Here is a 22,944-nt window from a genome sequence, read left to right as displayed (position 1 = left end):
CCGTGATCGCGAGCGCGCACGACGGCGCACTCGTGCAACCGCTTGGCCCGGCGCGGATAGCCGAGCTTGCCCCAGGCGCGCAGCACGTCGGCGGCGCTTGCCGCAGCCGTGGCCGACGGGGTAGGCCAGCGCCGCACCCAATCCGTCCAGATCGGCAGCACTCGAGATACCGGCGTCTGCTGCAGCATGAATTCGCTGACCAGGATCTGCCAGGCGCTCACCCCGGGCTCACGCCAGGGCAGATCGCGGCGCGAACTTTCGTACCAGTGAACAAGATTGGTGGCTGATATGAATTCTGGGCCCGCAACCGGCGGATGCGGCATGATGTCAGCCATGCCTAACACCAGCCCGGTAACCGCGTGGAAGTCACTCAAAGAGGGTAACGAGCGATTCGTCGCCGGTAAGCCGCAGCATCCCAGCCAAAGTGTTGAGCATCGGGCGAGCCTGGCCGCGGGTCAGAGCCCCACCGCGGTCGTGTTCGGTTGCTCCGACAGCCGAGTGGCCGCAGAGCTCATCTTCGATCAGGGCCTGGGCGACATGTTCGTGGTGCGCACCGCCGGGCAGGCCATCGATTCGGCGGTGCTGGGCTCCATCGAGTTCGCCGTGGCGGTCCTCAACGTGCCGCTCATCGTCGTGCTGGGTCACGACAGCTGCGGCGCCGTCAAGGCGGCTCTGGCCGCGATCGACGACGGCACGATACCGGGCGGTTTCGTGCGTGACGTGGTGGAACGCGTGGCCCCATCGGTCCTGATGGGCCGGCGCGAGGGTCTGAGCCGCGTGGACGAGTTCGAGAAGCGCCACGTCTGTGAAACCGTTGCGCAACTGACGTCTCGGTCGGCCATCATCGCCGAGCGGGTGGCCGCGGGCACCGTCGGGGTGGCGGGGGTCACCTATCACCTTGCGGACGGGCGGGCGGAGTTGTGCGACCACGCCGGCGACATAGGCGAATAACACCGCACAGGGCGCCCGCGGGGCCGAGTACCGCACCGCCACTACACGCCGGTTGCCCAGCAAACCTGGCGACACGCCGAGGCGGGTCAGCCGAATCGATGTGACCTGGGCCTACGCTGCGAACGTGCTCGATCTGGAACCGCGTGGCCCGCTCCCCACCGAGATCTATTGGCGGCGCAGAGGCCTGGCCATTGGTATCGCGGTCGTCGTGATCGGGATCGTGGCCGCCATCGTCATCGCCTTCATGGGGCATAACGCGGGAGCCAAGCCCGCCAATGCCGACAAAGCCAGTGCCGCTCAGAACAAGCCGGGATCGCCTGCGCCCCAAGCGCCCCCACCGCCGGGACCCGAGGGCCCCGCTCCGGCGGCCCCGCCCGCGCAGGGTCAGAACCCCGAAACCCCCACACCCACCGCCGCGGTCCAACCGCCGCCGGTGTTGAAGGAGGGCGACGACTGCCCCGATTCGACGCTGGCGGTCAAGGGTCTGACCAACGCGCCCCAGTACTTCATCGGTGACCAGCCCAAGTTCACCATGGTCGTCACCAACATCGGCCTGGTGGCCTGCAAGCGCGACGTCGGCGCCGCGGTGCTGGCGGCCTACGTCTACTCGCTGGACAACAAGCGGCTGTGGTCGAATCTGGACTGCGCCCCGTCCAATGAGACGCTGATCAAAACCTTCACGCCGGGCGAGCAGGTGACCACCGCGGTGACCTGGACGGGCATGGGCTCGGCGCCGCACTGCCCGCTGCCGCGGCCGGCGATCGGGCCGGGCACCTACAACCTCGTCGTGCAGTTGGGCAATCTGCGTTCGATGCCGGTTCCGTTCATCATGAACCAGCCGCCGCCACCACCGGGCCCGGTGCCCGGGCCGGGGCAGCCGGGCGCCGTGCCCCAGCCGGAGGCGCCGCCGATGGCCCCACCGCCGGCCGGCTGAGGCCGCACAGGCTTAGCTCAATGAGTCGGTGATCGTCGACTCCGCCAGCTGCGACAGTCCCTCCCGCACGTGGCGGGCCCACATCGCGCCGATGCCGTCGACCGATTGCAGGTCGGTGGCGCTGGCCGCCAGCACGTTCTGCAGCGTCCCGAACGAGCGGACCAGTAGGTCGGCGTGGGCGAACTGCAGCCGCGGGATGCCGGCCAGCGCCTGGTAGCCGCGCGGGCTGACCGCCGAGTCCTGCGCCTCGGTGGTGGTCGGATACCCGAAAACCTTTGCCAGGATGGTGAAGTCGAGCAGCTCGGTATCCGAGAGCGCGTCCAGCTCGTCCAGCGTCGCAGTCGTCTGCATCTCGGACAACGGCTCCGGGCTGGCGTGATAATCACGCACGATCAGTTCGCGCGCGTTGTCGTTGCCGCCCAACAGCTCGTCGAGCTGCAGCCGCAGTTGGCGCCCATCGGTGCCGAGTTCGACGACGTCGTTGTCGATCACCCGGCCGATCCGGCGGACCAGCTCCAACCGCTGCACCACGGTCATGACGTCGCGCAGTGTCACGAAGTCCTCGATCTCCGCGCGGGACAGCTGCCTGCTGACCTCGTCGAGCCGGATCTTGTACCGCTCCAGGGTGGCGATGGCCTGGTTCGCCCGCGACAAGATGGTCGCCGAGTCGGCGACCACGTGGCGCTCGCCGCCCACGTAGACGGTCACGATGTTCATCGAGTGGCTCACCGAGATCACCGGGTAGCCGGTCTGGATCGCGGCCCGCTCCGCGGAGCGGTGCCGGGTTCCCGATTCGTCGGTGGCGATCGACGGGTCCGGGACCAGCTGCACGTTGGCCCGCACGATGCGGCTGCCGTCGGTGGACAGCACGACGGCGCCGTCCATCTTCGCCAGCTCGCGCAGCCGGGTCGGCGCGTAGCGCACATCCAGAGCGAAGCCGCCGTCGCAGATGGCCTCGACGGCCTCGTCGTTGCCGAGGACGATCAGCGCGCCGGTGCGGCCACGCAGGATGCGTTCCAGGCCGTCGCGCAGCCCGGTGCCAGGAGCCAGGCGGGCGACGGTTTCACGCAGCGTCGGACGGGTCACAGCATGTCATTCTTCCGGCCCAACGCGTCATGCGTCCAGCCGTCGCGGGTTTGCGGGCGGGCCGCCGCGGTGGTCGGCGATGTCGATCATGTGCTCCAGCGCCGCCACGATGGTGGGCGCGCGCAGCGCCCGCATCCCGTTTGGCACGATCTCGCGCCGGGGATCGTCCCCGTCGGGGATGAGCGCGATGCTGAAGCCCTGGCGCGCGGCTTCGGACAGGCGCCGCTCCATGCCGCTGACCCGCCGGAGGTCCCCGGCCAGTCCTACCTCGCCGATCATCACCGCCGTGGTGGGCAGCGGCAGGTCGGCCAGCGCCGAAGCGAGCGCGACCGCGACCGCCAGGTCCGACGACGGATCGGTCAGCCGCATGCCGCCGACCGTGGACAGGTAGATGTCGTTGGCGCCGACGGGCAACTTGGCGTGCTTTTCCAGCACCGCGGTGATCATCGCGGCCCGGGAGTGGTCGATGCCGCTGACGGCGCGCCGCGGCGAGCCGCCGGCCGGCATGGCGAGCAGCGCCTGAACCTCGCCGATCAGCGGCCGTTTACCGTCGAGCGTCACCGTGATCGCGGTGCCGGGGACCGGGGCCGGACGCTGATCCAGGAACAGGTTCGAGGGGTCGGCGATGCCCTCGATCCCGTTGTCGTGCAACAGGAAACAGCCGACCTCGTCGGCGGCCCCGAACCGGTTCTTGATGCCTCGGACCATGCGCAGCGAGCCGTTGCGGTCGCCTTCGAAATGCAGCACCACGTCCACCAGATGCTCGAGGGAGCGCGGCCCGGCGATGGCCCCGTCCTTGGTGACGTGCCCGACCAGGATCAGCGCGACCGCATTGGTTTTGGCCGCGGCGGTCAGCGCCGCCGTCACCGCGCGCACCTGCGTGACGCCCCCGGCCACGCCGTCGGCCTCGGTGGTGGACATGGTCTGCACCGAGTCCACGATCACCAGCGCGGGCCTGACCGTGGCGATGTGTTCGAGCACGGTGTGCAGGTCGGATTCGGCGGCCAGATAGAGCTCGTCGCTGCCGCAGCCGATGCGGTCGGCGCGCAGCCGGATCTGGCCCGCGGACTCCTCACCGGAGATGTACAGCGCGCGGCGGCCGGATTGCGCCCAGCGATGAGCGACCTCGAGCAGCAGCGTCGACTTGCCCACCCCCGGGTCACCAGCCAGCAGCGTGACCGAGCCGGGCACCACACCGCCGCCGAGCACGCGGTCGAGTTCGTCTACACCCGTCGTGCGGTGCTGGCTCGCGTTGGGCGCGATGGAGGTGATGGGCACGGCCGGTGCCGCCGTGGCCAGGCCGCCGCGCCGGCCGGCGACCGCGCTGAGTACCGGGACCTCGTCAACGGTGCCCCAGGTGCCGCACTCCATGCAGCGGCCGACCCACTTCGCGGTGATATGCCGGCATTCCGAACACCGATATTGGGAACGCGCAGTTGCCACGCCATGACGGTAGCGAGCCGCTACGACAAGCCCGCGTCACGACAGGCCGCTACCCCGCTTGGTTTTGCTGCGGCGGCATCAACCCAGCCGAAACCGGCACGGCGACGGTGGCCTGCCCGGCCTTCTCGAAGTTGAAGGTGAAGTTGTAGGTGAGGCCGTTGGAGATCGGCTTGGCCAGGTTGATGGTCGCCTTGGCCGCCGCGGTGTTGGAACCGACCGGTCCGGGAGCCACCTTCTGACCGTCCGGCGTGCCGACGAACAGCGAACCGCCGGCGGGCAGCCGAGCGTCGCCGCTGACCGTCACCGTGCCGATGTCGGTGGTGATGCCGACCAGCCGGTCGACGGAATTCGGCGACAGGTTCACGGCCACCAGCACCAGGTCCACGGTCCGGCCCGGCTGGAGGTAGTCGCCGGTTTGATTGGCCTGGATCCGGATGTCGCGCAACGCCACGTTGTTGAACGTGACCTTGTTGCCGTTGATGGCGGGCTCCTGGACCGCCATCTGCGACACCTGGCCGGCTCCGCAACCGCTCAGCAGGGCGGCCAGAACGGCCATCACCCCGGCGACTGCGAGCGCGGGAAGGCCGAGGCGGATCTTGAAGCGGTTCACTCTCTCAGGCCTCCTGCTGAGCCGGTCCGACTGATGCAACTATGCACAGTAGTAGGAACGTCCCGCGCGCGATAGCGCGGGGCGTCAGACCAGCGCAGGAGCGCCCGAATGGGCCGCCGCCTGGCGGCTTCCGGGGCGTTGGTAATGTGCTGCACTGCACGACTTGGTCCCCATGTCAACCCCTAATCTGCGCGTGTTGTGCCCCTGACCTGCATCGTTGCTTCGCGCGTAGCTAGGCGGCCGTGTTAGGATGAAGTAACGAAAGGGGCTCGAATCAGATGATCTTCAAGGTCGGCGACACCGTTGTTTACCCGCATCACGGTGCTGCGTTAGTCGAGGCGATCGAAACCCGGACGATCAAAGGGGAACAAAAAGAATATCTCGTCTTGAAGGTGGCGCAGGGAGACCTGACAGTTCGAGTTCCCGCCGAGAACGCTGAGTACGTGGGTGTCCGCGACGTCGTCGGACAAGAAGGTTTGGACAAGGTTTTCCAGGTGCTGCGCGCGCCGCACACCGAAGAGCCGACGAATTGGTCGCGCCGCTACAAGGCCAATCTCGAAAAGCTTGCTTCCGGCGATGTCAACAAGGTCGCCGAGGTAGTCCGCGACCTGTGGCGTCGCGACCAGGAGCGCGGCCTGTCGGCCGGCGAGAAGCGGATGCTGGCCAAGGCCCGTCAGATTCTGGTCGGTGAGTTGGCGTTGGCCGAGAGCACCGACGACGCGAAGGCGGAGACCATCCTCGACGAGGTTCTGGCCGCCGCTTCCTGAAGGTCCTGACACTTCGGTGGCCCCGGAGACGGGCACCTCAGGCAAAGTAGTCGCAGTCGTCCCCGCCGCAGGGTCGGGCGAACGGCTGGCCGCAGGAATTCCCAAGGCATTCTGTTTGGTCGACGGCCGCACGCTGCTGCAGCGCGCCGTCGCCGGTTTGCTGGATTCCCGGGTCGTCGATCATGTCGTGGTGGCGGTTCCCGCCGACCGCGTCGACGAGGCCGAGCAGGTGCTGGGCGGCCACGTCGGCGCCGGGCAGGCCACCGTCGTCGCCGGCGGGCCCGACCGCACCGAATCCGTCCACCTCGCCCTGGCGGCCCTGGCGTCCCTTTCGGCGCCGCCCGAGTTCGTGCTGGTGCACGACGCCGCGCGGGCGCTGACGCCCCCGGCGCTGATCACCCGCGTGGTGGAGGCGCTGCGGGCCGGCCACGACGCCCTGGTGCCCGCGCTGCGGCTGCATGACACCATCAAGGCCGTGGACGCCAACGGGGTGGTCCTGGGGACACCGGAGCGCGCCGGGCTGCGTGCCGTGCAGACCCCGCAGGGCTTCGCCACCGAACTGCTGTTGCGCGCCTACGGGGCCTATCAGACCGGTGGCGGCGCCGGTTTCACCGACGACGCGTCGCTGGTCGAGCATGTCGGTGGCCAGGTCCAGGTGGTCGACGGCGATCCGCTGGCGTTCAAGATCACCACCCAGCTCGATCTGTTGCTGGCCGAGACCCTGGTACGCGGGTGAACGCGCTGCCGCGGGTGGGCCTGGGCGTCGACGTGCACCCGATCGAACCCGGGCGGCCGTGCTGGCTGCTGGGCCTGCTCTTCGACGGCGCCGACGGCTGTGCGGGCCATTCCGACGGCGACGTGGGGGCGCACGCGGTGTGCGATGCGGTGCTCTCGGCGGCCGGGCTGGGCGACGTGGGGGCGGTATTCGGGGTCGATGATCCGCGCTGGAAGGGCGTCAGCGGCGCCGACATGCTGCGCCATGTCGCGGATCTGGTGTCGCAGCAAGGCTTCCGGGTCGGCAACGCCGCCGTGCAGGTCATCGGGAACCGGCCGAAAGTCGGTCCGCGTCGCGACGAGGCGCAGCGGGTGCTGTCGGAATTGCTCGGCGCGCCGGTCTCGGTGTCGGCGACGACGACCGACGGGTTGGGGCTCACCGGACGCGGTGAGGGCCTCGCCGCCATCGCCACCGCGCTGGTGGTCCCCACCGGGTAAGCCCGCGCAGCGCCGGGCGCCGGGGAACTACCCGGTAAGCTGGCACGTCGTGACCGATCACGCCCGCTTGCGGCTCCACGACACGGCGGCCGGTGCCGTACGTGATTTCGTTCCGCTGCGCGAGGGTCACGTCTCCATCTACCTGTGTGGCGCCACCGTCCAGGGCCTGCCGCACATCGGCCATGTCCGCAGCGGTGTGGCCTTCGACATCTTGCGCCGATGGCTGATCGCGCGCGGCTGCGACGTCGCGTTCATCCGCAACGTCACCGACATCGACGACAAGATCCTCAATAAGGCCGCCGCGGCGGGCCGGCCGTGGTGGGAGTGGGCGGCCACCTACGAGCGCGCCTTCAGCGCCGCCTACGACGCCCTGGACGTGCTGCCGCCGTCGGCCGAGCCGCGAGCGACCGGGCACATCACCCAGATGGTCGAATTAATGGGACGGCTGATCGAAACCGATCACGCGTACGCCGCCGGCGGTGACGTGTACTTCAACGTGCTCAGCTACCCGGAGTACGGGCAGCTGTCCGGGCACAAGATCGACGACGTCCACCAGGGCGAAGGCGTGGCCACCTGCAAACGCGATCAGCGTGACTTCACGCTGTGGAAGGCCGCCAAGCCCGGCGAGCCGTCCTGGCCCACCCCGTGGGGCCGCGGACGCCCGGGCTGGCACCTGGAATGCTCCGCAATGGCCCGCACGTATCTGGGTCCGGAATTCGATATCCATTGCGGCGGAATGGACTTGGTCTTCCCGCACCACGAGAACGAGATCGCCCAGAGCCGCGCGGCCGGCGACGGCTTCGCCCGTTACTGGCTGCACAACGGCTGGGTGACGATGGGCGGCGAGAAGATGAGCAAGTCGCTGGGCAACGTGCTGGCCATACCGGCGCTGCTGCAACGCGTGCGCGCCGCCGAACTGCGCTACTACCTGGGCAGCGCGCATTACCGGTCGATGCTGGAGTTCTCCGAGGTGGCCCTGCAGGACGCGGTGAAAGCCTATGTGGGCGTTGAGGAATTCCTGCACCGCGTGCGGGTGCGGGTCGGTGGCGTCGAGCCCGGGCAGTGGACGCAGAAGTTTGCCGACGCGCTCAACGACGACCTGGCGGTGCCCACCGCGCTGGCCGAGGTGCACCAGGCCCGCGCCGAAGGCAACCGGGCGCTGGACTCCGGGGATCACGAAGGCGCGCTGCGACATGCCGGCGAGATCCGCGCGATGATGGGCATCCTGGGTTGCGACCCGCTGGACGAACGCTGGGAGACCCGCGACGAAACGTCGGCGGCGCTGGCCGCCGTCGACGTGCTGGTCCAGGCGGAGCTGGAGAACCGGCAGAAGGCGCGCGAGGAACGCAACTGGGCGCTCGCCGACGAGATCCGCGACCGGCTCAAGTACGCCGGCATCGAGGTCACCGATACCGCCGACGGGCCGCAGTGGGAGCTTTCGGCCCGGGAAGAAAAGCGCGACAACTAGATGGCCGGCAACTCGCGTCGCCGTGGGGCGATCCGCAAAGAGGGCACCAAGAAGGGCCCGACCGTAGGTTCGGGCGGCCAGCGCCGCCGCGGCCTGGAAGGACGTGGCCCCACCCCGCCCGCGCATATGCGCCCGAACCACCCGGCCGCCAAGCGCGCCAAGGCCCAGAGCCGTCGGCCGGCGCGGGGCCGGACCGACGAAGCCGAGACGGTACTGGGCCGCAACCCGGTGCTCGAATGCCTGCGCGCGGGGGTGCCGGCCACCGCGCTCTACGTGGCGCTGGGCACCGAAGCCGACGAACGGCTCACCGAATCCGTCACCCGCGCAGCCGATTTGGGTATCTCCATCCTCGAGGTACCGCGTACCGATCTGGATCGGATGACCAGCAACCACCTGCATCAGGGGATCGCGCTGCAGGTGCCGCCCTACAACTACGCCCACCCCGACGACCTGGTTGCCGCCGCACTCGCCTCGCCGCCGGCGCTGCTGGTCGCGCTGGACAACATCTCCGACCCCCGTAACCTGGGCGCCATCGTCCGTTCGGTGGCGGCCTTCGGCGGCCACGGGGTGCTGATCCCGCAGCGCCGGTCGGCGTCGGTGACGGCGGTCGCCTGGCGCACCAGCGCCGGAGCCGCCGCCCGCATCGCGGTGGCACGCGCCACGAATCTCAATCGGACGCTGACCGATTGGGCCGGGCGCGGCCTGCGGGTGATCGGCCTGGACGCCGGCGGTGACACCACGGTCGACGACATCGACGGCACCGATCCGCTGGTGGTCGTCGTGGGTTCGGAAGGCAAGGGGCTGTCGCGCTTGGTGCGGCAGAACTGCGACGAAGTCGTTTCCATCCCAATGGCCGGAGACACCGAATCGCTGAACGCGTCGGTGGCCGCCGGGGTGGTACTCGCCGAAATCACCCGCCAGCGCAGGGGATAACCCCGGTGCCCGGCCGGCCCGCGCGCCTTCGTGCCGCGCTGGTGGCGCTGCTGTTGGCCGTCGCGCCGTGGCCGGTTGGCGTTGCCCGGGCCCAAGCGACCGATTTCGACCTGCAGGCCCACCGCGGGGGGCGGGGCGAGACCAGCGAGGAGTCCCTGCGCGGGTTCGCCAAGGCGCTCGAATTGGGCGTCAGCACATTGGAACTCGACGTCGTCCTGACCAAGGACGGCCAACCGCTGGTGTGGCATGACCCGACGATCCAGGCCGAGAAGTGCGCCGACACCGCGCCGGCGTTCGCCGGTGACCCGCAGTACCCCTACGTCGGCAAGCTCGTGCACGAGCTCACCCTGGCGCAGCTCGACACCCTGGACTGCGGCCGCCTGCTCGACGAGTATCCCCGCGCCGAGGTGGTGCGCGGCAACAAGATAGCGACGCTGCCGCAGGTTTTCGCGCTCGCCGACTCTTACCGCGCCGACGGGATCCGCTACAACATCGAAACCAAGGTGGAGGCCGACCGGCCCGGCACATCGGCCGAGCCGCAGGAGTTCGTCGACGTGATCTTGGCCGCGGTCAGGTCCGCGGGCAAGGGCGACCGGGTGGAGATCCAGAGCTTCGACTGGCGCACCCTGCCGCTGGTGCGGGGCGCCGATCCGTCAATTCCGTTGGTGGCCCTATACGACGGGCACACCTGGGCGCCGGACTCGCCCTGGCTGGCGGGCGAAAACCCCACGCTCATCGGCGATCCGCTGATCGGCGCGCGGATGGTGGGCGCCGGGATCGTCTCGCCGGACTATCAACTGGTCACCGGTCAGGCGTACGTCGACCGCGCACATGCGTTGGGGCTCAAGGTGATTCCATGGACGGTGGATGATGCAGCCGCCATGCGTCAGCAGGTCGGATACGGGGTCGACGGCATCATCACCGACTATCCGACGCTGCTGCGTGGCGTGCTCGCCGAACTGGCGATGCCGTTGCCGCCGGCCTACCGGCGGGGCTAGCGGGCGACGCTCCCGGCCAGGTCGCCGTTGTCGCGAGCCGGCTGCTCGTCGCCAAGTCGCGGTCGGCGAAGGTTCGCGCACGCGGCCCGCCACATCATGCCCGGGCGCAGCAGCCGGGAAGCGGGATCGATGAGTGAGGTGACCCTGACGAACCGATCGACCGCGACGGGGTCGTATTCGGTCGCGGCGAGTATGCGATCGACGTACCCGTTGAGCAGCCGGGTGAGCAGCGGGGGCGTGCCCTCGATCTCGGGCAGGCACAGGTCCGGGTTGGCCGACAGCTCCCACGCCTGGCGGATTGGCACCGCGGCGGCCCGGAAGAATCGCCGCGCCAAATCCTCTGTGCCCTGGGACAAGCAGTCGCGCAGCGCCACCGCCTCCAGCGCGGCGACCGTCATGCCCTGACCGTAGATCGGGTTGAAGCTGCAGATCGCGTCGCCCATCACCAGCAGGCCCTCCGGGAAGCGCTGCATCTTGTCGTAGCGGCGCCACTGGCTGGAGGGCTGACCGTGCCGGGTGGGGTCGCCGATGGGTTCGGCGGCTCGGACCGCGGCCAGCAGATGGGCGGGTGCGCAGTCCTCGACGAACTCGCACATCGACGCCAGGTCCGGCCGCGGCCCGTGGCCGGCTATGCCGTACACGGTCAACATCCAGGTGTCGTTCTCCGAGCGCAACATGCCCAGCCCGCGCGGGCGGCCCGGCACCGCTCCGACGATGAAACCGAATTCGTGCAACGCTTCCGGCGCCATCCGCAGGCGTTGGCTCACGTAGGTCAGCTGCACCGGCACGTGAACCTCGGGAGGGCGCTGGTAGCCCAGCGCGGTCAGCCACGCCGGGGTGCGCGCGCCGCGCCCGGTGGCGTCGAGCACCAGGTCCGCGCTCAGCGTGACGCCGTCGCGGGTGCGACGGTCGACCACCCGGACGCCGGTCACACGGCGGCGGTCTGCTGTCGTGGTCAAGTCCACGATGTCGTGCTCGTCGAGCAGCGTGACCGTGGGGATCCGGCGCAGTCGCGCTCGGACATGCTCCTCGAGGAAAGGCCGAGTGGCCAGATAGGCGGCGAACGAAGGGGCGCCCCCCGAACGCACCATGAGATGGTCGCCCAATCGGTAGTACAGCCGCGAGAGATCACGGCCATCCAGGTGATGCGCGCCGTCGATGACCATCGCATCGAGGACGCCGGGGAACAATTGCTCGAGCACCAGGGCGCCGCGGGGCAGCAGGCCGTGCAGGTGGCGACCCTGCGGCACACCGCGACGAGCGGAGGCCGTTTCGGGAGGGATGTCGGGCAGCGGATCGCGCTCCACCACTGTGACCGTGCCGAAGAACTCGCTGAGCGATCGCGCGGCCACCAGACCGGCCATGCTCGCTCCCAATACCACCGCGTGATTGCCGATCGTTGCCATTGCCCACCGCCTGTGCTCACCCGCTAGCTGACGAAAGTCATGCTCACAGCGCGCGGTAGGCGCCGATAGCGTAGTCGGGTACGCGACTTGCGGGTGCAGAATGTCCGGTCGCCCCCGCGAGGCCCTCGCCGGAGGGCGTCTTCCCAGCCTTCCAAGGAGCTGGTTTCGCGGATATCTGCCGCCACGCAACGCTATGGGCGATCATGAGGATCACGCGGGGGATTTGACGGCGCAGGAGATCGGTGATGGCTAGCCCGGTCAGCGAGGCCACCAGCCGGTGTGAGCTGTGTGGTAACGACCTGCGCGCCAAGGCGCGCTTCTGCGACGTGTGCGGCTCTCCCGTCACTCCGAGACCGGCCAGCGGCGAATACAAACAAGTAACGGTGCTGTTCGCCGATGTCGTCGGCTCGATGAAGCTCGCGGCTGCGATCGACGCGGAACGCCTCCAACAAATCATGAACGACATGTTCAACCGGGCGGCCGCGGTGGTGCAGCGCTATCACGGCACCGTCGACAAGTTCACCGGCGACGGCTTGATGGCTCTTTTCGGTGCCCCAGCGGCCCTTGAGGATCATGCGCTGCGTGCGTGCATTTCAGCCCTGGAGATCCACTCCATCACCAAAGAGCTCGCCGCTGAAGTGCTTCGCCGTGATGGCGTCACCCTGCAAATCCGAGTCGGGTTGAACTCGGGCGAAGTGATCGCCGGCGAAATCGGCTCCGGCCAAGGAAGATACACCGCCGTCGGTCATCCCGTCGGAATGGCGCAACGCATGGAGGCGGCCGCCCCGCCGGGCGGAGTCATGTGCTCGCTCTCCACGGCACGCCTCGTCGAGAACGCCGCCCAGCTGGGGCCCGTAGAAGACGTTCTCGTCAAGGGAGCCGACGTGCCCGTGCCCGCCCGACAACTCCTCGCCATGTCGTCCGAGCGGATGGTGTTGGGCCGCCAAGAAGGCCTGATGCTGGGCCGCGATACGGAGATGCACCTGTTGCGAAGCCTTTTCGACACGCATCCCGGCTGCCTCGTCGGAATTGTCGGTCCGCCCGGGCTGGGCAAGAGTCGTCTGTTGCGCGAATTCACCGAGGTCGCCGAGAGTCACGGCGCCGACATTGTCGTCGCCCGGTGCGAAGCCCACACCAGCGCGCTTGCGTTCCGCGCGCTATCGCGCCTGCTGCGTGCGATGTTCAAGGTGGAAGGGCTCAGCCCCGGCGAGGCCCGCGAACATGCGAGCTCACAATGCCCCGGGCTGCTCCGACCGCCCTCCGACGACGCGCAGATCCTATTCGAGGCCATGGGCATCGCCGACAGCGCGGCCCTTCCTCTGCAGCTCAGCGCCGAAGCCAGGCGGCGGCGGCTGATCGAAATTGGGGCGCATGCTGTTCGGACCCGTCCCGGTCGAACCGTGTTCGTACTCGAGGACGCGCACTGGATCGATGAACAGAGCGACGACGTGCTTGCTGATTTCGCCACCGCACTCGACGGGACGATGTCGCTGTTCGTCACGACCTACCGGCCAGAATTTCACGGGGCGCTGCACCACCGATCGAAGCAGACTATGAGGCTGCAGCCACTGACCGAATCGATGTCAGTCCGCCTGGTCGGCCACCTCCTGGGTGCCGATCCGTCGCTGAGGGGCCTGGCCGAGCGAATTGCGACCGCGGCGGCCGGTAATCCATTCTTCGCCGAGGAAATCGTTCGCGACCTTGCGGGCCGCGGCGTTTTGTCGGGTAGTCGTGGTGGTTACCGCCTGACGGGCGATGACAGCGAGATCGCCGTTCCCCCAACCGTGCAAGCGGTACTTGCAGCCCGCATCGATCGGCTGCCCGCGCACACGAAGTCGATTCTTAACGCCGCGGCGGTCATCGGTAACCACTTCGACGTGGACACACTGCATGCGCTGTTGCCGGAAAGCATGTCAACACGCTTGGCCGAGCTGGTGTCGGCCGAGCTGATCGATCAGGTCGAATTCGTTCCGCGACAACGATATTGCTTCCACCATCCGCTGGTGCGCACAGTCGCCTACGAGTCACAGTTGAGCGCCATCCGCGGACAGGCCCACCGTCGGCTGGCCGCCGCGATCGAGGCGCGCGGCTCCGGTGCCGGCGACGACAATGCCGCATTGATTGCCAGACACCTGGAGGCGGGCGGCGAACTCGTCCAGGCTTACCGCTGGCATCTGCGTGCAGCGGAATGGCTTCGGCCGCGCGGCATCCGCGCTGCGCGGGCGGAATGGGAGAGCGCACGCCGAATCGCCGACGCGTTGGCCGATGACAACGACGACGTGATTGCCATGCGAATCGAACCCCGCGCCATGCTGATTTCTACCGCGCTTTATGTCACCGACGCGTTTGGCACCGACGATGTATACGAAGAGCTTCGTGATCTCACCATGCGCTCCGGCGACCTGACCCCGTTCGCGCTGGCGACCGCCGGGCGTATCTGGTCGTTCAGTCTCAACGACGTGCGGGTTCCCGAAGCCGTGGCGCTGGCATCGGAGCTCGAGGACATGGTCGACGGCATTGTGTGCGACGCGGCGACGAAGGCCATAATTCTCAATTCGGTGGCCAATATGTGGTTCGCCGTATGCGAGTTTGACCGTGCGTTGCGGGCAATCGACGCGATACTGGCACTTCCTGATGACGTGCCGCCGAACGAAACCGTTGCGGCGCAAGCGCTCCGCGGGGTCATCGAGATTTGCCTCGGTGACTCCGAGGAAGGTAGACGGCATTTTCGAGAGTCGATCCAACAGGGGCGCACGCTCGCCCCTCTCGACCATGCGATGATCACGTATTACTCGGGAATCGTTGCGGCAGTGGGCATGTGCAAGGCTGACGACCTCGTTGACCACACAAGGGAGGCTTTGCGACGCGCGGAGTCTTTCGGTGAGGTCAGCGGCATCATCGCCACGGAATGGGCCTATGGGACGGTCCTGCTACGCGCGGAGGATTCCGCTCGCGATGAGGCGATCGATCTGCTTCAGCACGCGCGCACCCTGATCCAGAAGCACAAGCTGGTGGCCATCGCGTTGCCGACCATTGATGCCGATCTGGCCACCGATGCCGCCCGCAAGGGGCGAAGCGATGAGGCCATCGACGGGCTTTGTCCGACGTTCTGGCAGCACTTCGACAACGGCACCAGAACCTTCGTGGGCTGTGCGGGCGAGGCGCTCGTCGTGCTGCTCGTGGACCGGGGATCCGCCGCCGACCTCGCCGAAGCACACCAAATAATCGATCGATGGCTGGTGCGGGAGGCCGGCATCACGGGGCTGGATCTGTGGTGGCTGAAATCCCGCGCCCTGCTGGCCAGGGCGGACGGCAAGTCGGACGACTACGTCGAGTTGTCGAAGACCTACCTCGAGGCCTGCCAGAGGCTGGACGCCCGTGGCCGGCTGGCCGAGGCGCACCGAATGCTGGACGAATCCTTTGTACTGAGGCAGAGGTGAGCGTGGCGACGATCCTGGCGTACACCTCGCCCGCAATGGGGCACCTGTTGCCGATGAGCGCACTGCTGTCGGAGCTGTCGAGCCGTGGGCACACGGTCCATGTGCGGACACTTTCGAGCGGAGTAGACATCGGGCGAGAGCTTGGCTTCGCGGCCGACGCGATCGATCCGCGCATCGAGGCGATCGAGCTCGGGGACAGCGAGGCGGCACCGAACCCCCGGGTCGCGCTCAAGCGTGGGGTTGCGAGTTTCGGCCGCCGCGCCGTGCACGAAGTCGCCGATATCGCAGACGCGATAGCGCATCATCGGCCCGACGCTTTGCTCGTCGACGTCAACTGCTGGGGTGCTCTGTCGGTGGCAGAAGCCGGCGACATCCCCTGGGCATGCTTTGTGCCGTACACGCCCCCGCTGCGATCGCCCGGGGTGCCGCCGTTCGGTCCGGGCCTCAGACCGTTGCCGGGCGCGTTGGGCCGCCTGCGCGATGCCGCGGTGCGCGTTGCGGTGCTGCGCCAGTTAGAGCGGGTGATGCTGCCACCGATCAATGGGATCCGCGCGGATCTAGATCTGCGGACGGTCGCATCGATGGACGAATTTTTGCGCCGCGGCGCACTGGTGCTGGTCGCCAGCGGCAAGCCTTTCCAGTATCCGCGAACAGATTGGGGCGACGCGGTGCAATTGATTGGGCCATGCGTGGTCGATCCTGGGCCGCTCGTCGCTCCGGATTGGTTGACTTCGATCGATGACCCGGTCGTGCTGGTCACGACGTCATCCGAGAAGCAAGCCGACACCAACCTGATCCGGACCGCGCTGGCCGCACTGAGGGACGAGCCGGTGCACGTGGTCGCGACTTCCCCCGCCGGGCGACCCGACGACGTTGCCTCGACGGGCAACGCAACAGTTGTCCAGTTCATCCCACACGGATTGGTGCTGGACCAGGCGGTGTGTGCCGTAACGCACGGCGGCATGGGCGCTACGCAGAAGGCGCTCGCCCGTGGCATACCGGTGTGCGTCGTCCCATACGGTCGCGACCAACTCGAGGTTGCGCGGCGCGTCGAGGTGGCCCGGTGCGGTACCCGCCTGCCGGCAAAGAAACTCTCACCGTCGCGGCTGCGCATGAAGGTGCGCGAAGCGATGACGATGACCCGCGGCGCGGAACGGGTGGCTGCGGGCTTCAAGGCAACTGGGGGGACGGCGCGGGGAGCCGATCTCTTCGAACAGCGACTGCTTGGCATCAACGTCGGTTGACATCAGCAAAGGTGTGGCGGGGTGCACATCGGCGCAACGAAACGCCGATAAAGCGGCCCGCCGGATGCCCCCGCACGGTTATAGTCGCGGCGTGATCAGCGGAGAACCGCTGAGCGGGCGCGACAGTGAACTAGGGATCATTCGCCGCGCCCTGAGCGGAGCTGGCAAGCACTCCGGCGTGGTGATCGCCGGAGCCGCCGGTGTGGGCAAGACCAAGCTGGCCCTCGAAGTGCTGCGCCGCGCCGAGGCGTCCGGTGAGCGGACAAAGTGGATCGTCGGCACGGAATCGGCGTCCGCGCTGCCGCTGGGAGCGTTCATCGGCGCCCTCGGCGATGAGATGTCGGATCCGCTGGCAAACGTGCGCCTGGTGATCAATTCATTTGTCGCGCAACAGCGTCAACGCCGTGTGCTGATCGGGGTCGACGACGCGCACCTGTTGGACGGATTGTCCGCGATGGTCGTCCACCAGTTGGCGCAGTCGGGTGGGGTCCGGCTGGTGATCACGATACGGATCGGCCTCGACGAACCGGACGCGGTGACGGCGCTGTGGAAAGACGGGCTGTTGGAAAGGCTTGATCTGCGGCCATTTTCGGCCGCGACGACACGCGAGGTCATCGAGAGCCAGCTGGGCGGTCCGGTCGACGCGCGCAGCGCGGCTCGGTTCCAGAAGCTGACCGGGGGCAACGCGCTGTTCCTGCGGCAGCTGGTGGCGGATCAGGTGGCCGCCGGGCGGATGCATAAGACGGCCGGGGTATGGATGTGGGACGGCGACGTCGCGGTCTCGGCGAGCCTGTCCGACACGGTGGGCCGTCAGATGGGCCGCCTCAGCCCGGAAGTGGCGATGGTGATCGACACGTTGTCGCAGTGTGAGCCGCTGGCCGTCGAGGTGCTGTGCGATTTGGCGCGGCGCAGCGACCTGGCGGCGGCCGAGCGGATGGGCCTGGTCAGCATCGAACGCACCGGCGGCGGGTTGATGGCCAGACTCGCCCACCCGCTGTTCGGTGAGCTGCGCCGCGCGAGCGCCGGCGAGCTGTATCTGTCGGAGATTCGCGGCAGGCTGGCGGCGCGGCTGGGCGACGACGGCGACGCCGACATGCAGGCCACGGTGCGCCGCGCGTTGCTGCGCCTCGAGTCGGACCTCGACCCCGACCCCGGGCTGTACCTGGAATCGGCGCGGCATGCGATGACCCTGCTGGATCTGGATCTGGCCGACCGGTTCGCCACCGCCGCAACCGAAGCCGGTGCGCCCGGGGCGGCCGGGGTGCGGGCCATGAACCTGGCGCTGCTGGGACGCGGCGAGGCGGCCGAGTCGGCGCTGCGCGCGATGGCCGACAGCGACCTGCCCGACGGCCATCACTGGGCGACCGTGCGGGCGGCCAACCTGATGTGGAATCTCTTCGACCCCAAAGCCGCGGCCGAGATCCTCGACGGGCTTGCCGCGCTTGATTCCGAGACCCCCGCCCAGCGGGCGGAGCGGTTGGCGGTGCAGGCGTGCCTGGATGCGGTGGCGGCGCGCTGCGAAACCGCGGCCGCAAATGCCCGGGCCGCCTTGGGTTTCCCCGACCTGCCCGGCTTCCATAGGATGATGGCCTCGCTCGCGTTGATCATGGCGATGGGGGCGCTGGGTCAGGTCGATGAGCTCACCGGCGTGGCCGAGCAGACGCTGCGGCGCGCGACGACGTCGTTTCAGGCATCGCATATGCGGTTCTGGTTCGGCGCCGTCTACGGTCGAGCCTGCCGGCTGACCGGTCGGATCGATGAATTCGTCAGCACGGCAAGGCAACTGGCCGAATCGTCCCGCGACATTCCCGGCCTGGCGTATGCGAACCTGGCCCTACTGTCCGGCACTGCCGAGCTGGCTCGCGGCGCCGTCGCCGAGGCGGCCCGGCTGGTGCACGAGGCGGTGGCCGGGGTGCAAACACACTATGTGACAACCGGTTTGCGGCCGGCGAGCTATTTCGCGCTGGCCGAGGCGCACGCCAAACTCGGGCAGACCGGCGAGGCGAACGACGCGGTCGCTACGGCGCGGTCGTGCGTGCCGGCCGACTTCCTGTTCATGCACACCGCCCTGTCGCTGGCCGAGGGGTGGGCGATGGCGGCGTGCGGCCGGCTGGGCGAGGCCGTGGCATGCGCGACGGAGGCGGCCGGCCTGGCCCGCGACCGTGGCCAGCCCACCCACGAGCTGGCCTGCATCCAGGCGGCGGCGCAGTGGGGCGACGCCGCGCACGCGGCGCGGGCGCGGGAGCTGGCCGGCGCGTTGTCGCTGCCGCTGGCCGACGCCGTCGCATCGCATGCGGGGGCGCTGTCGGCCCGCGATGGCGAGGGCCTGCTTGCGGCCTCGGCGGCGTACCGGAGGATCGGTGATCGGGTCGCGGCCGCCGATGCGGCGGCGCAGGCGTCGGTGGTGTTGGACGAAAACCAACACCGTCGCCGCGGAATGTACGCCGCGGCGCTGGCCAGGGAACTGGCCGACGAGTGCGGCGGCTTGCACACGCCGGCGCTGCACACCCCGACGGGCCTGAAGTTGTCCGGCCGGCAGCGCGCCGTGGTCGAACTCGTGGTGGCCGGCCTGTCCAATCGCGAGATCGCCGAGAAGTTGGTGATGTCGGTGCGCACCGTGGAGGGCCACGTGTACCGGGCCTGCCAGCGTGTGGGGGCGCAGTCGCGCGAGGAGCTGGCGTCGATCATCCGATCGGGCCCCTGCGGCTCGCCCGCGCCCTAGAGACCCAGCAGCCGCGCCGAGCCCCACAGCGCGAGCACCGCCATCGCCAGCGAGGCGGGCACTGTGCACACGCCGAGGCGGGTGTATTCGCCGACACCGGCATCGACGTCGTGCTGGCGTAATACCCGCCGCCACAACAGGTTCGACAGCGAACCGACGTAGGTCAGGTTGGGGCCGATGTTCACCCCGATCAGTACGGCCAGCACGGCCACCGGCCCGCTCGGCGCAACCAGCGGCAGCAGCACCAGCGTGGCGGGCAGGTTGTTGACGACGTTGGCCAGCACGGCCGCTATCGCGGCGACGGCGAGCAAGGCCGGCAGGCCCGAACCCGACGGCAGCACCGCGGACATCGCCCGATCCATCCCGTTGAGCATGACCGCCTGCACCACGACGCCCAGCGCCAGCACGAACACCAGGAACGGCACGTTCACCGAGCGCACGATGTCGGACACCGAGGTGTGCCGGTGGCGCAGGCTGCGCACCGCCAGGACGACGGCGCCGCACAACGCGACCCAGGCCGGCGCAATCCCCACGGATTGGGCTACCGCGAACCCGGCCAGCGTCAGCGCGACGACCACCAACACGAACACGGGCGGGCGAGGCGGCGCGCCCAGCTCCTCCGGGTCCGGCTGCACCCGCAGGTCCTCGGCGAAGAACCACCGGAAGATCAGGTAGAGGACGGCCACCGCGCCCACCCACGGCGCCGCCATCACCAGCGTGAACTTGGTGAACGAGATGTTGGCGGTGTGGAAGGCCAGCAGATTGGTCAGGTTCGACACCGGCAGCAACAGCGAGGCGCCGTTCGCCAGATGCGCGGTGGCGTAGGCGTACGGGCGCACCCGGGTGCGCTGTCGCCGCACGGCGGCCAGCACCACCGGCGTCAGCAGCACCACGGCGGCGTCCAGGCTCAGCACCGCGGTGATCACCGAGGCGATGACGAACACCCGCCGCAGCAGGCCGCCCGACCCGACCCGCCCGCGCGTGATCGCCGCGCCCGCGGCCTCGAACAGGCCCTCGTCGTCGCACAGCTTGGCCAGCACCAGCACCGCACCCAGGAACGCCACCACGCCGGAAAGGTCGGCGATCTGTTTCGCCGCCTGGTGAACCGAGATCGCGCCGACCGCGACCAGAATCAGGGCCGCCGGGACGGCCGCCAGCGCCTCGGGCCAGCCCCGGGGGCGCGCGACGGCGAAAGCCAGGACAACAGCAAGCAGCAACAGCGCAAGCGTCAGGGCCAACGTCAGAACCGCTTCACTGCCAAGGGTCTTCGCGCCGCCACACCGTGGGCAGGTGCACCGCGACCCCGTCCCGTGCGGCCAGCTCGTCGAGGATGCCGATGGAGACGTCCAGGTCGTCACCCGCATAAGGCAAGGCGCGTAACGGTTTTGACAGTGGGCGGAAGAAGTCGTCCCAGTGGATGAGGATCACCCGTCGCGCCCCCACCGCGCGGACGGTCTCGGTCCAGTAGTCGACCAGGTATGACCGCGGCTGCAGCCCGAGCTGCCCGACGGACAGGTACACGGCGTCGGCACGGTGGCCGGCCAGGGCGCCCTTGACGAAGCCGGCACTGCCCTGGATCAGCAGGCGCCGGTCCGTCGCCCGGTGGTGCACCAGCGTCGACCAGGATTCGCCGCAGCGATACACCGACGCCTTCACCGGCGGGGTCACCGGTTCGTCGATGACGCCGGGGAACCGGTCGGGCGGGCAGTGGTGCGATTCGATCAGGGTGACGTCGTAGGCGCCCAACCGAATCGGTTCGCCGTCGACCGCCACGACGATCCGGTCCTCCGGCAGCCCGTACCCGCGCCCGACATTGGCCGCGGACCGCCCGCCGACCAGCTGCGCGCCGGTGCGATCGGCGACCAGGGCGGAGTCCAACACGTGGTCGATGTGGGTGTGCACCGGAATGACCGCCGCCAGCCGCGAGACCTTCGCCCGGGCAAGGCATCCGTCGACCCGCGCCGTCGAGGGCGCCACCTTGCCCGCCGCGATCCTGGCCAGGCTCGGCCGGGAGAAGTAGCCGTCGGTCATCAACGCCGACGAGCCGTCGTCGATCAGCAGGGTCGCCACGCCCATCCAGGTCACCGAGGGTGCGCCGGGCTCGGCGGCGGGCGCGTCGAATCGGTCCGCGTACCGCGCGATGTCGGGCCGTCCGAGTTTCAGCCGCATCAGCAGAAGGCCCTGATCTCGATGCCGGACGCCTCGAGGCGGTGGCGAACAGCAGTGGCGATCTGCACGGCTCCAGGCGAATCACCATGCACGCAAACGGATTCCGGTTTCATAGCGAGCTGTGTGCCGTCGGTCGCGGTGACCTGCCCCGAGGTGACCATGGTGGCCACCCGGTCGGCGATCTCCGCCGGGTCGTGCAGCACCGCGCCCAGCTCACGGCGGGACACCAGCCGGCCGTCGGGCCGATAGGCTCGGTCGGCGAAAGCCTCTGCGACCGTGCGTAACTCGCGGCGGGCGGCTTCGTCGAAAAACGCCGAGCCGGCCATGCTCAGCACCGGCAGCCCCGCGTCCACCAGGCGCACCGCCTCGACCACGGCGGCGGCCTGTTCGGTGTGGGTGACGATCGTGTTGTACAGCGCGCCATGCGGTTTGACGTAGGCCACCGCCGAGCCGGCCGCGTGCGCCATCGCCTGCAGCGCGCCGATCTGATACACGACGTCGGCGATCAGGTCCTCGGCCTCGACGTCGATGAAGCGCCTGCCGAACCCGGCCAGGTCGCGATAGCTCACCTGCGCCCCGATCCGGACCCCACGCGCGGCGGCCGCCCGGCATACCCGCATCAGGCCCGCGGGGTCGCCGGCATGAAAACCGCATGCGACGTTGGCGCTCGTGACGATGCCGAGCATGGCGTCGTCGTCACCCAGGCGCCAGACGCCGAAGCCCTCGCCCAGGTCGGCGTTGAGGTCGATACCGGCCACCCGCCCAGCTTATGGGGGCGCAGTCGCGCCCGCCTAGGCGAGGATGCGGTGCGGCGCCCCCGGCTACTGCCTGGTGACCTTGGCCGCGATCTGCTGGGCGAGGTCGACCGCGGCCCCGCCGGGCAGGAACGAGCCGCAGGTGGCGACGTCGATGACGACGTTGTTGCGCGCGGTCAGCGCCCGCTGGCACGTCCAGCCGTCGCTGCTGTCCTCAACCTCGGACGTGCTGAGCGTGCCCCCGACCTTGTGGGCCTCGCCCACCGCCCATACGATTTCGGGCTTGCCCGTGGGACGTTCGGAGAACTTGCGATTGGCGCAGGCGAACCACCGTCGCACCGAGGCGTCGTAGAACGTGTTGGCCTTCCGCGCGGACGGGAAGGCGATCACCGCCTGGATGGCGGAGTCGTTGCGGACCGCGGGGTCATCGAAGTTGTCGTCGAAGCGCTGGCCGCGCATCGCGGTCCAGCCGCTGTCCGCGTAGACGACCGCCTGGGCCGGGCCGTCCATCGCCAGGCAGCTCTTGTCGCTGAAAGTCGAGCTCCAGTCCCACATTTCCTGCACGCCGTAGCGCAGCCGCATCCCGGCGCTGAGCAAGGAGTTGATCTGGTCCTTGTCCAGCAGCAGCCCGTCGAGGGCCGCGGCGCTCAGCGGCGTCTGGGGCGGTGGACCGGAGGTATCCGCGGGCGACGCGCGGCCGTCGACGACGGTGGTGCAGCCGGCCGTCAGGGCGCACACCGCCGCGAGTGTCAGGAACGCGATCCGCCCGCGCACCACTGCCTTCTCCGACGTTGGGCCAATGTGTG

19 protein-coding genes and 1 pseudogene are annotated in these 22,944 nt (G+C 69.1%); 11 read left to right on the top strand and 9 right to left on the bottom strand.

What is annotated here, in order from left to right; all coding sequences use genetic code 11:
• Positions 1–335 (bottom strand): annotated as a pseudogene (locus A5732_RS13035) (A/G-specific adenine glycosylase); the annotation flags it as partial.
• Between A5732_RS13035 and A5732_RS13030 the strand changes: the two are divergent.
• Positions 334–951 carry a carbonic anhydrase gene (locus A5732_RS13030; RefSeq protein WP_064950530.1) on the top strand — a complete coding sequence of 206 codons (618 nt, stop codon included), beginning with the start codon at positions 334–336 and terminating at the stop codon, positions 949–951. The pseudogene A5732_RS13035 and the gene A5732_RS13030 overlap by 2 nt on opposite strands.
• A gap of 124 nt (positions 952–1,075) precedes the next feature.
• The gene (locus A5732_RS13025) at positions 1,076–1,885 is read left to right on the top strand and encodes a hypothetical protein (protein ID WP_139334557.1); all 810 of its coding nucleotides are present in this window, start codon (positions 1,076–1,078) and stop codon (positions 1,883–1,885) included.
• 12 nt (positions 1,886–1,897) lie between these two features.
• Here A5732_RS13025 and disA read toward each other — a convergent pair whose 3' ends face one another.
• Genes disA through A5732_RS13010 form a run of 3 tightly spaced genes read right to left on the bottom strand, consistent with a single transcriptional unit; the run spans position 1,898 to position 5,024 of the window.
• The gene (disA, locus tag A5732_RS13020; RefSeq protein ID WP_064952044.1) at positions 1,898–2,971 is read right to left on the bottom strand and encodes a DNA integrity scanning diadenylate cyclase DisA; all 1,074 of its coding nucleotides are present in this window, start codon (positions 2,969–2,971) and stop codon (positions 1,898–1,900) included.
• Between the two features lie 27 nt (positions 2,972–2,998).
• Positions 2,999–4,414 (bottom strand): DNA repair protein RadA, encoded by a 1,416-nt coding sequence (gene radA, locus A5732_RS13015; protein WP_065052735.1) that lies wholly within the window; start codon positions 4,412–4,414, stop codon positions 2,999–3,001.
• Positions 4,415–4,463: 49 nt separating this feature from the next.
• Entirely contained in the window at positions 4,464–5,024 is a 561-nt protein-coding gene (locus tag A5732_RS13010) for a hypothetical protein (RefSeq protein WP_065126938.1), read from the bottom strand.
• 278 nt (positions 5,025–5,302) lie between these two features.
• On the opposite strand from A5732_RS13010, the gene carD reads away from it, so the two are divergent.
• From carD to A5732_RS12980, 6 genes are read left to right on the top strand one after another with little or no spacing between them, the layout of a single operon-like run.
• On the top strand, positions 5,303–5,791 hold the full coding sequence (gene carD / locus A5732_RS13005) for an RNA polymerase-binding transcription factor CarD (protein ID WP_003419482.1): 489 nt from the start codon (positions 5,303–5,305) through the stop codon (positions 5,789–5,791).
• A gap of 16 nt (positions 5,792–5,807) precedes the next feature.
• The gene (gene ispD, locus A5732_RS13000; protein WP_076102397.1) at positions 5,808–6,527 is read left to right on the top strand and encodes a 2-C-methyl-D-erythritol 4-phosphate cytidylyltransferase; all 720 of its coding nucleotides are present in this window, start codon (positions 5,808–5,810) and stop codon (positions 6,525–6,527) included.
• Positions 6,524–7,003: a 2-C-methyl-D-erythritol 2,4-cyclodiphosphate synthase gene (gene ispF, locus A5732_RS12995; RefSeq protein WP_076051557.1), complete on the top strand. Its 480-nt coding sequence runs from the start codon at positions 6,524–6,526 to the stop codon at positions 7,001–7,003. Before ispD ends, ispF begins: the two co-directional genes overlap by 4 nt.
• 49 nt (positions 7,004–7,052) lie before the next feature.
• Complete coding sequence (gene cysS, locus A5732_RS12990; RefSeq protein ID WP_076051558.1) at positions 7,053–8,471, top strand: cysteine--tRNA ligase; 1,419 nt, start codon at positions 7,053–7,055, stop codon at positions 8,469–8,471.
• Positions 8,472–9,404, top strand: coding sequence for a 23S rRNA (guanosine(2251)-2'-O)-methyltransferase RlmB (rlmB, locus tag A5732_RS12985; RefSeq protein ID WP_076102396.1), 933 nt, complete (start codon positions 8,472–8,474; stop codon positions 9,402–9,404).
• Complete coding sequence (locus A5732_RS12980; protein WP_076102395.1) at positions 9,401–10,402, top strand: glycerophosphodiester phosphodiesterase; 1,002 nt, start codon at positions 9,401–9,403, stop codon at positions 10,400–10,402. The genes rlmB and A5732_RS12980 overlap by 4 nt, the downstream gene beginning before the upstream one ends.
• Here the strand turns inward: A5732_RS12980 and A5732_RS12975 are convergent.
• Positions 10,399–11,808 carry an FAD-dependent oxidoreductase gene (locus A5732_RS12975; protein ID WP_076102394.1) on the bottom strand — a complete coding sequence of 470 codons (1,410 nt, stop codon included), beginning with the start codon at positions 11,806–11,808 and terminating at the stop codon, positions 10,399–10,401. The two genes, A5732_RS12980 and A5732_RS12975, sit on opposite strands and share 4 nt — an antisense overlap.
• Positions 11,809–12,053: 245 nt before the next feature.
• Between A5732_RS12975 and A5732_RS12970 the strand changes: the two genes are divergently transcribed.
• From A5732_RS12970 to A5732_RS12960, 3 genes are all read left to right on the top strand, one after another.
• Positions 12,054–15,248 carry an ATP-binding protein gene (locus A5732_RS12970; protein WP_076102393.1) on the top strand — a complete coding sequence of 1,065 codons (3,195 nt, stop codon included), beginning with the start codon at positions 12,054–12,056 and terminating at the stop codon, positions 15,246–15,248.
• A gap of 2 nt (positions 15,249–15,250) precedes the next feature.
• A complete protein-coding gene (locus tag A5732_RS12965; RefSeq protein WP_076051599.1) occupies positions 15,251–16,492 on the top strand; it encodes a glycosyltransferase in 1,242 nt (413 codons plus the stop codon).
• A gap of 91 nt (positions 16,493–16,583) precedes the next feature.
• Positions 16,584–19,214, top strand: coding sequence for a LuxR family transcriptional regulator (locus A5732_RS12960; RefSeq protein WP_076102402.1), 2,631 nt, complete (start codon positions 16,584–16,586; stop codon positions 19,212–19,214).
• On the opposite strand, the gene A5732_RS12955 is transcribed toward A5732_RS12960, so the two are convergent.
• The 4 genes from A5732_RS12955 to A5732_RS12940 form a co-directional block, all read right to left on the bottom strand.
• Positions 19,211–20,452 carry an SLC13 family permease gene (locus A5732_RS12955; protein WP_076051563.1) on the bottom strand — a complete coding sequence of 414 codons (1,242 nt, stop codon included), beginning with the start codon at positions 20,450–20,452 and terminating at the stop codon, positions 19,211–19,213. The two genes, A5732_RS12960 and A5732_RS12955, sit on opposite strands and share 4 nt — an antisense overlap.
• Before the next feature lie 13 nt (positions 20,453–20,465).
• Positions 20,466–21,383, bottom strand: a complete 918-nt coding sequence (locus A5732_RS12950; RefSeq protein ID WP_076102392.1) for an MBL fold metallo-hydrolase — start codon at positions 21,381–21,383, stop codon at positions 20,466–20,468.
• Positions 21,383–22,141, bottom strand: a complete 759-nt coding sequence (locus tag A5732_RS12945) for a LamB/YcsF family protein (RefSeq protein WP_076102391.1) — start codon at positions 22,139–22,141, stop codon at positions 21,383–21,385. Before A5732_RS12945 ends, A5732_RS12950 begins: the two co-directional genes overlap by 1 nt.
• A 63-nt stretch (positions 22,142–22,204) precedes the next feature.
• Positions 22,205–22,915, bottom strand: a complete 711-nt coding sequence (locus A5732_RS12940; RefSeq protein WP_076051566.1) for a sensor domain-containing protein — start codon at positions 22,913–22,915, stop codon at positions 22,205–22,207.
• Between the last annotated feature and the right edge of the window lie 29 nt (positions 22,916–22,944).

It is taken from the genome of Mycobacterium colombiense, from assembly GCF_001953985.1.
GTDB lineage: Bacteria > Actinomycetota > Actinomycetes > Mycobacteriales > Mycobacteriaceae > Mycobacterium > Mycobacterium colombiense_B.
The sequence above is the reverse complement of the archived record's forward strand: the minus strand, read 5'-3'. Positions and strand labels throughout refer to the sequence as shown.

Excerpts from the sequence above, each read along its gene's own strand:
- rlmB (WP_076102396.1), top strand. The coding sequence starts at position 8,472 with ATGGCCGGCAACTCGCGTCGCCGTGGGGCGATCCGCAAAGAGGGCACC.
- A5732_RS12970 (WP_076102393.1), top strand. The coding sequence starts at position 12,054 with ATGGCTAGCCCGGTCAGCGAGGCCACCAGCCGGTGTGAGCTGTGTGGT.
- A5732_RS12975 (WP_076102394.1), bottom strand. The coding sequence starts at position 11,808 with ATGGCAACGATCGGCAATCACGCGGTGGTATTGGGAGCGAGCATGGCC.
- carD (WP_003419482.1), top strand. The coding sequence starts at position 5,303 with ATGATCTTCAAGGTCGGCGACACCGTTGTTTACCCGCATCACGGTGCT.
- A5732_RS13030 (WP_064950530.1), top strand. The coding sequence starts at position 334 with ATGCCTAACACCAGCCCGGTAACCGCGTGGAAGTCACTCAAAGAGGGT.
- A5732_RS12950 (WP_076102392.1), bottom strand. The coding sequence starts at position 21,383 with ATGCGGCTGAAACTCGGACGGCCCGACATCGCGCGGTACGCGGACCGA.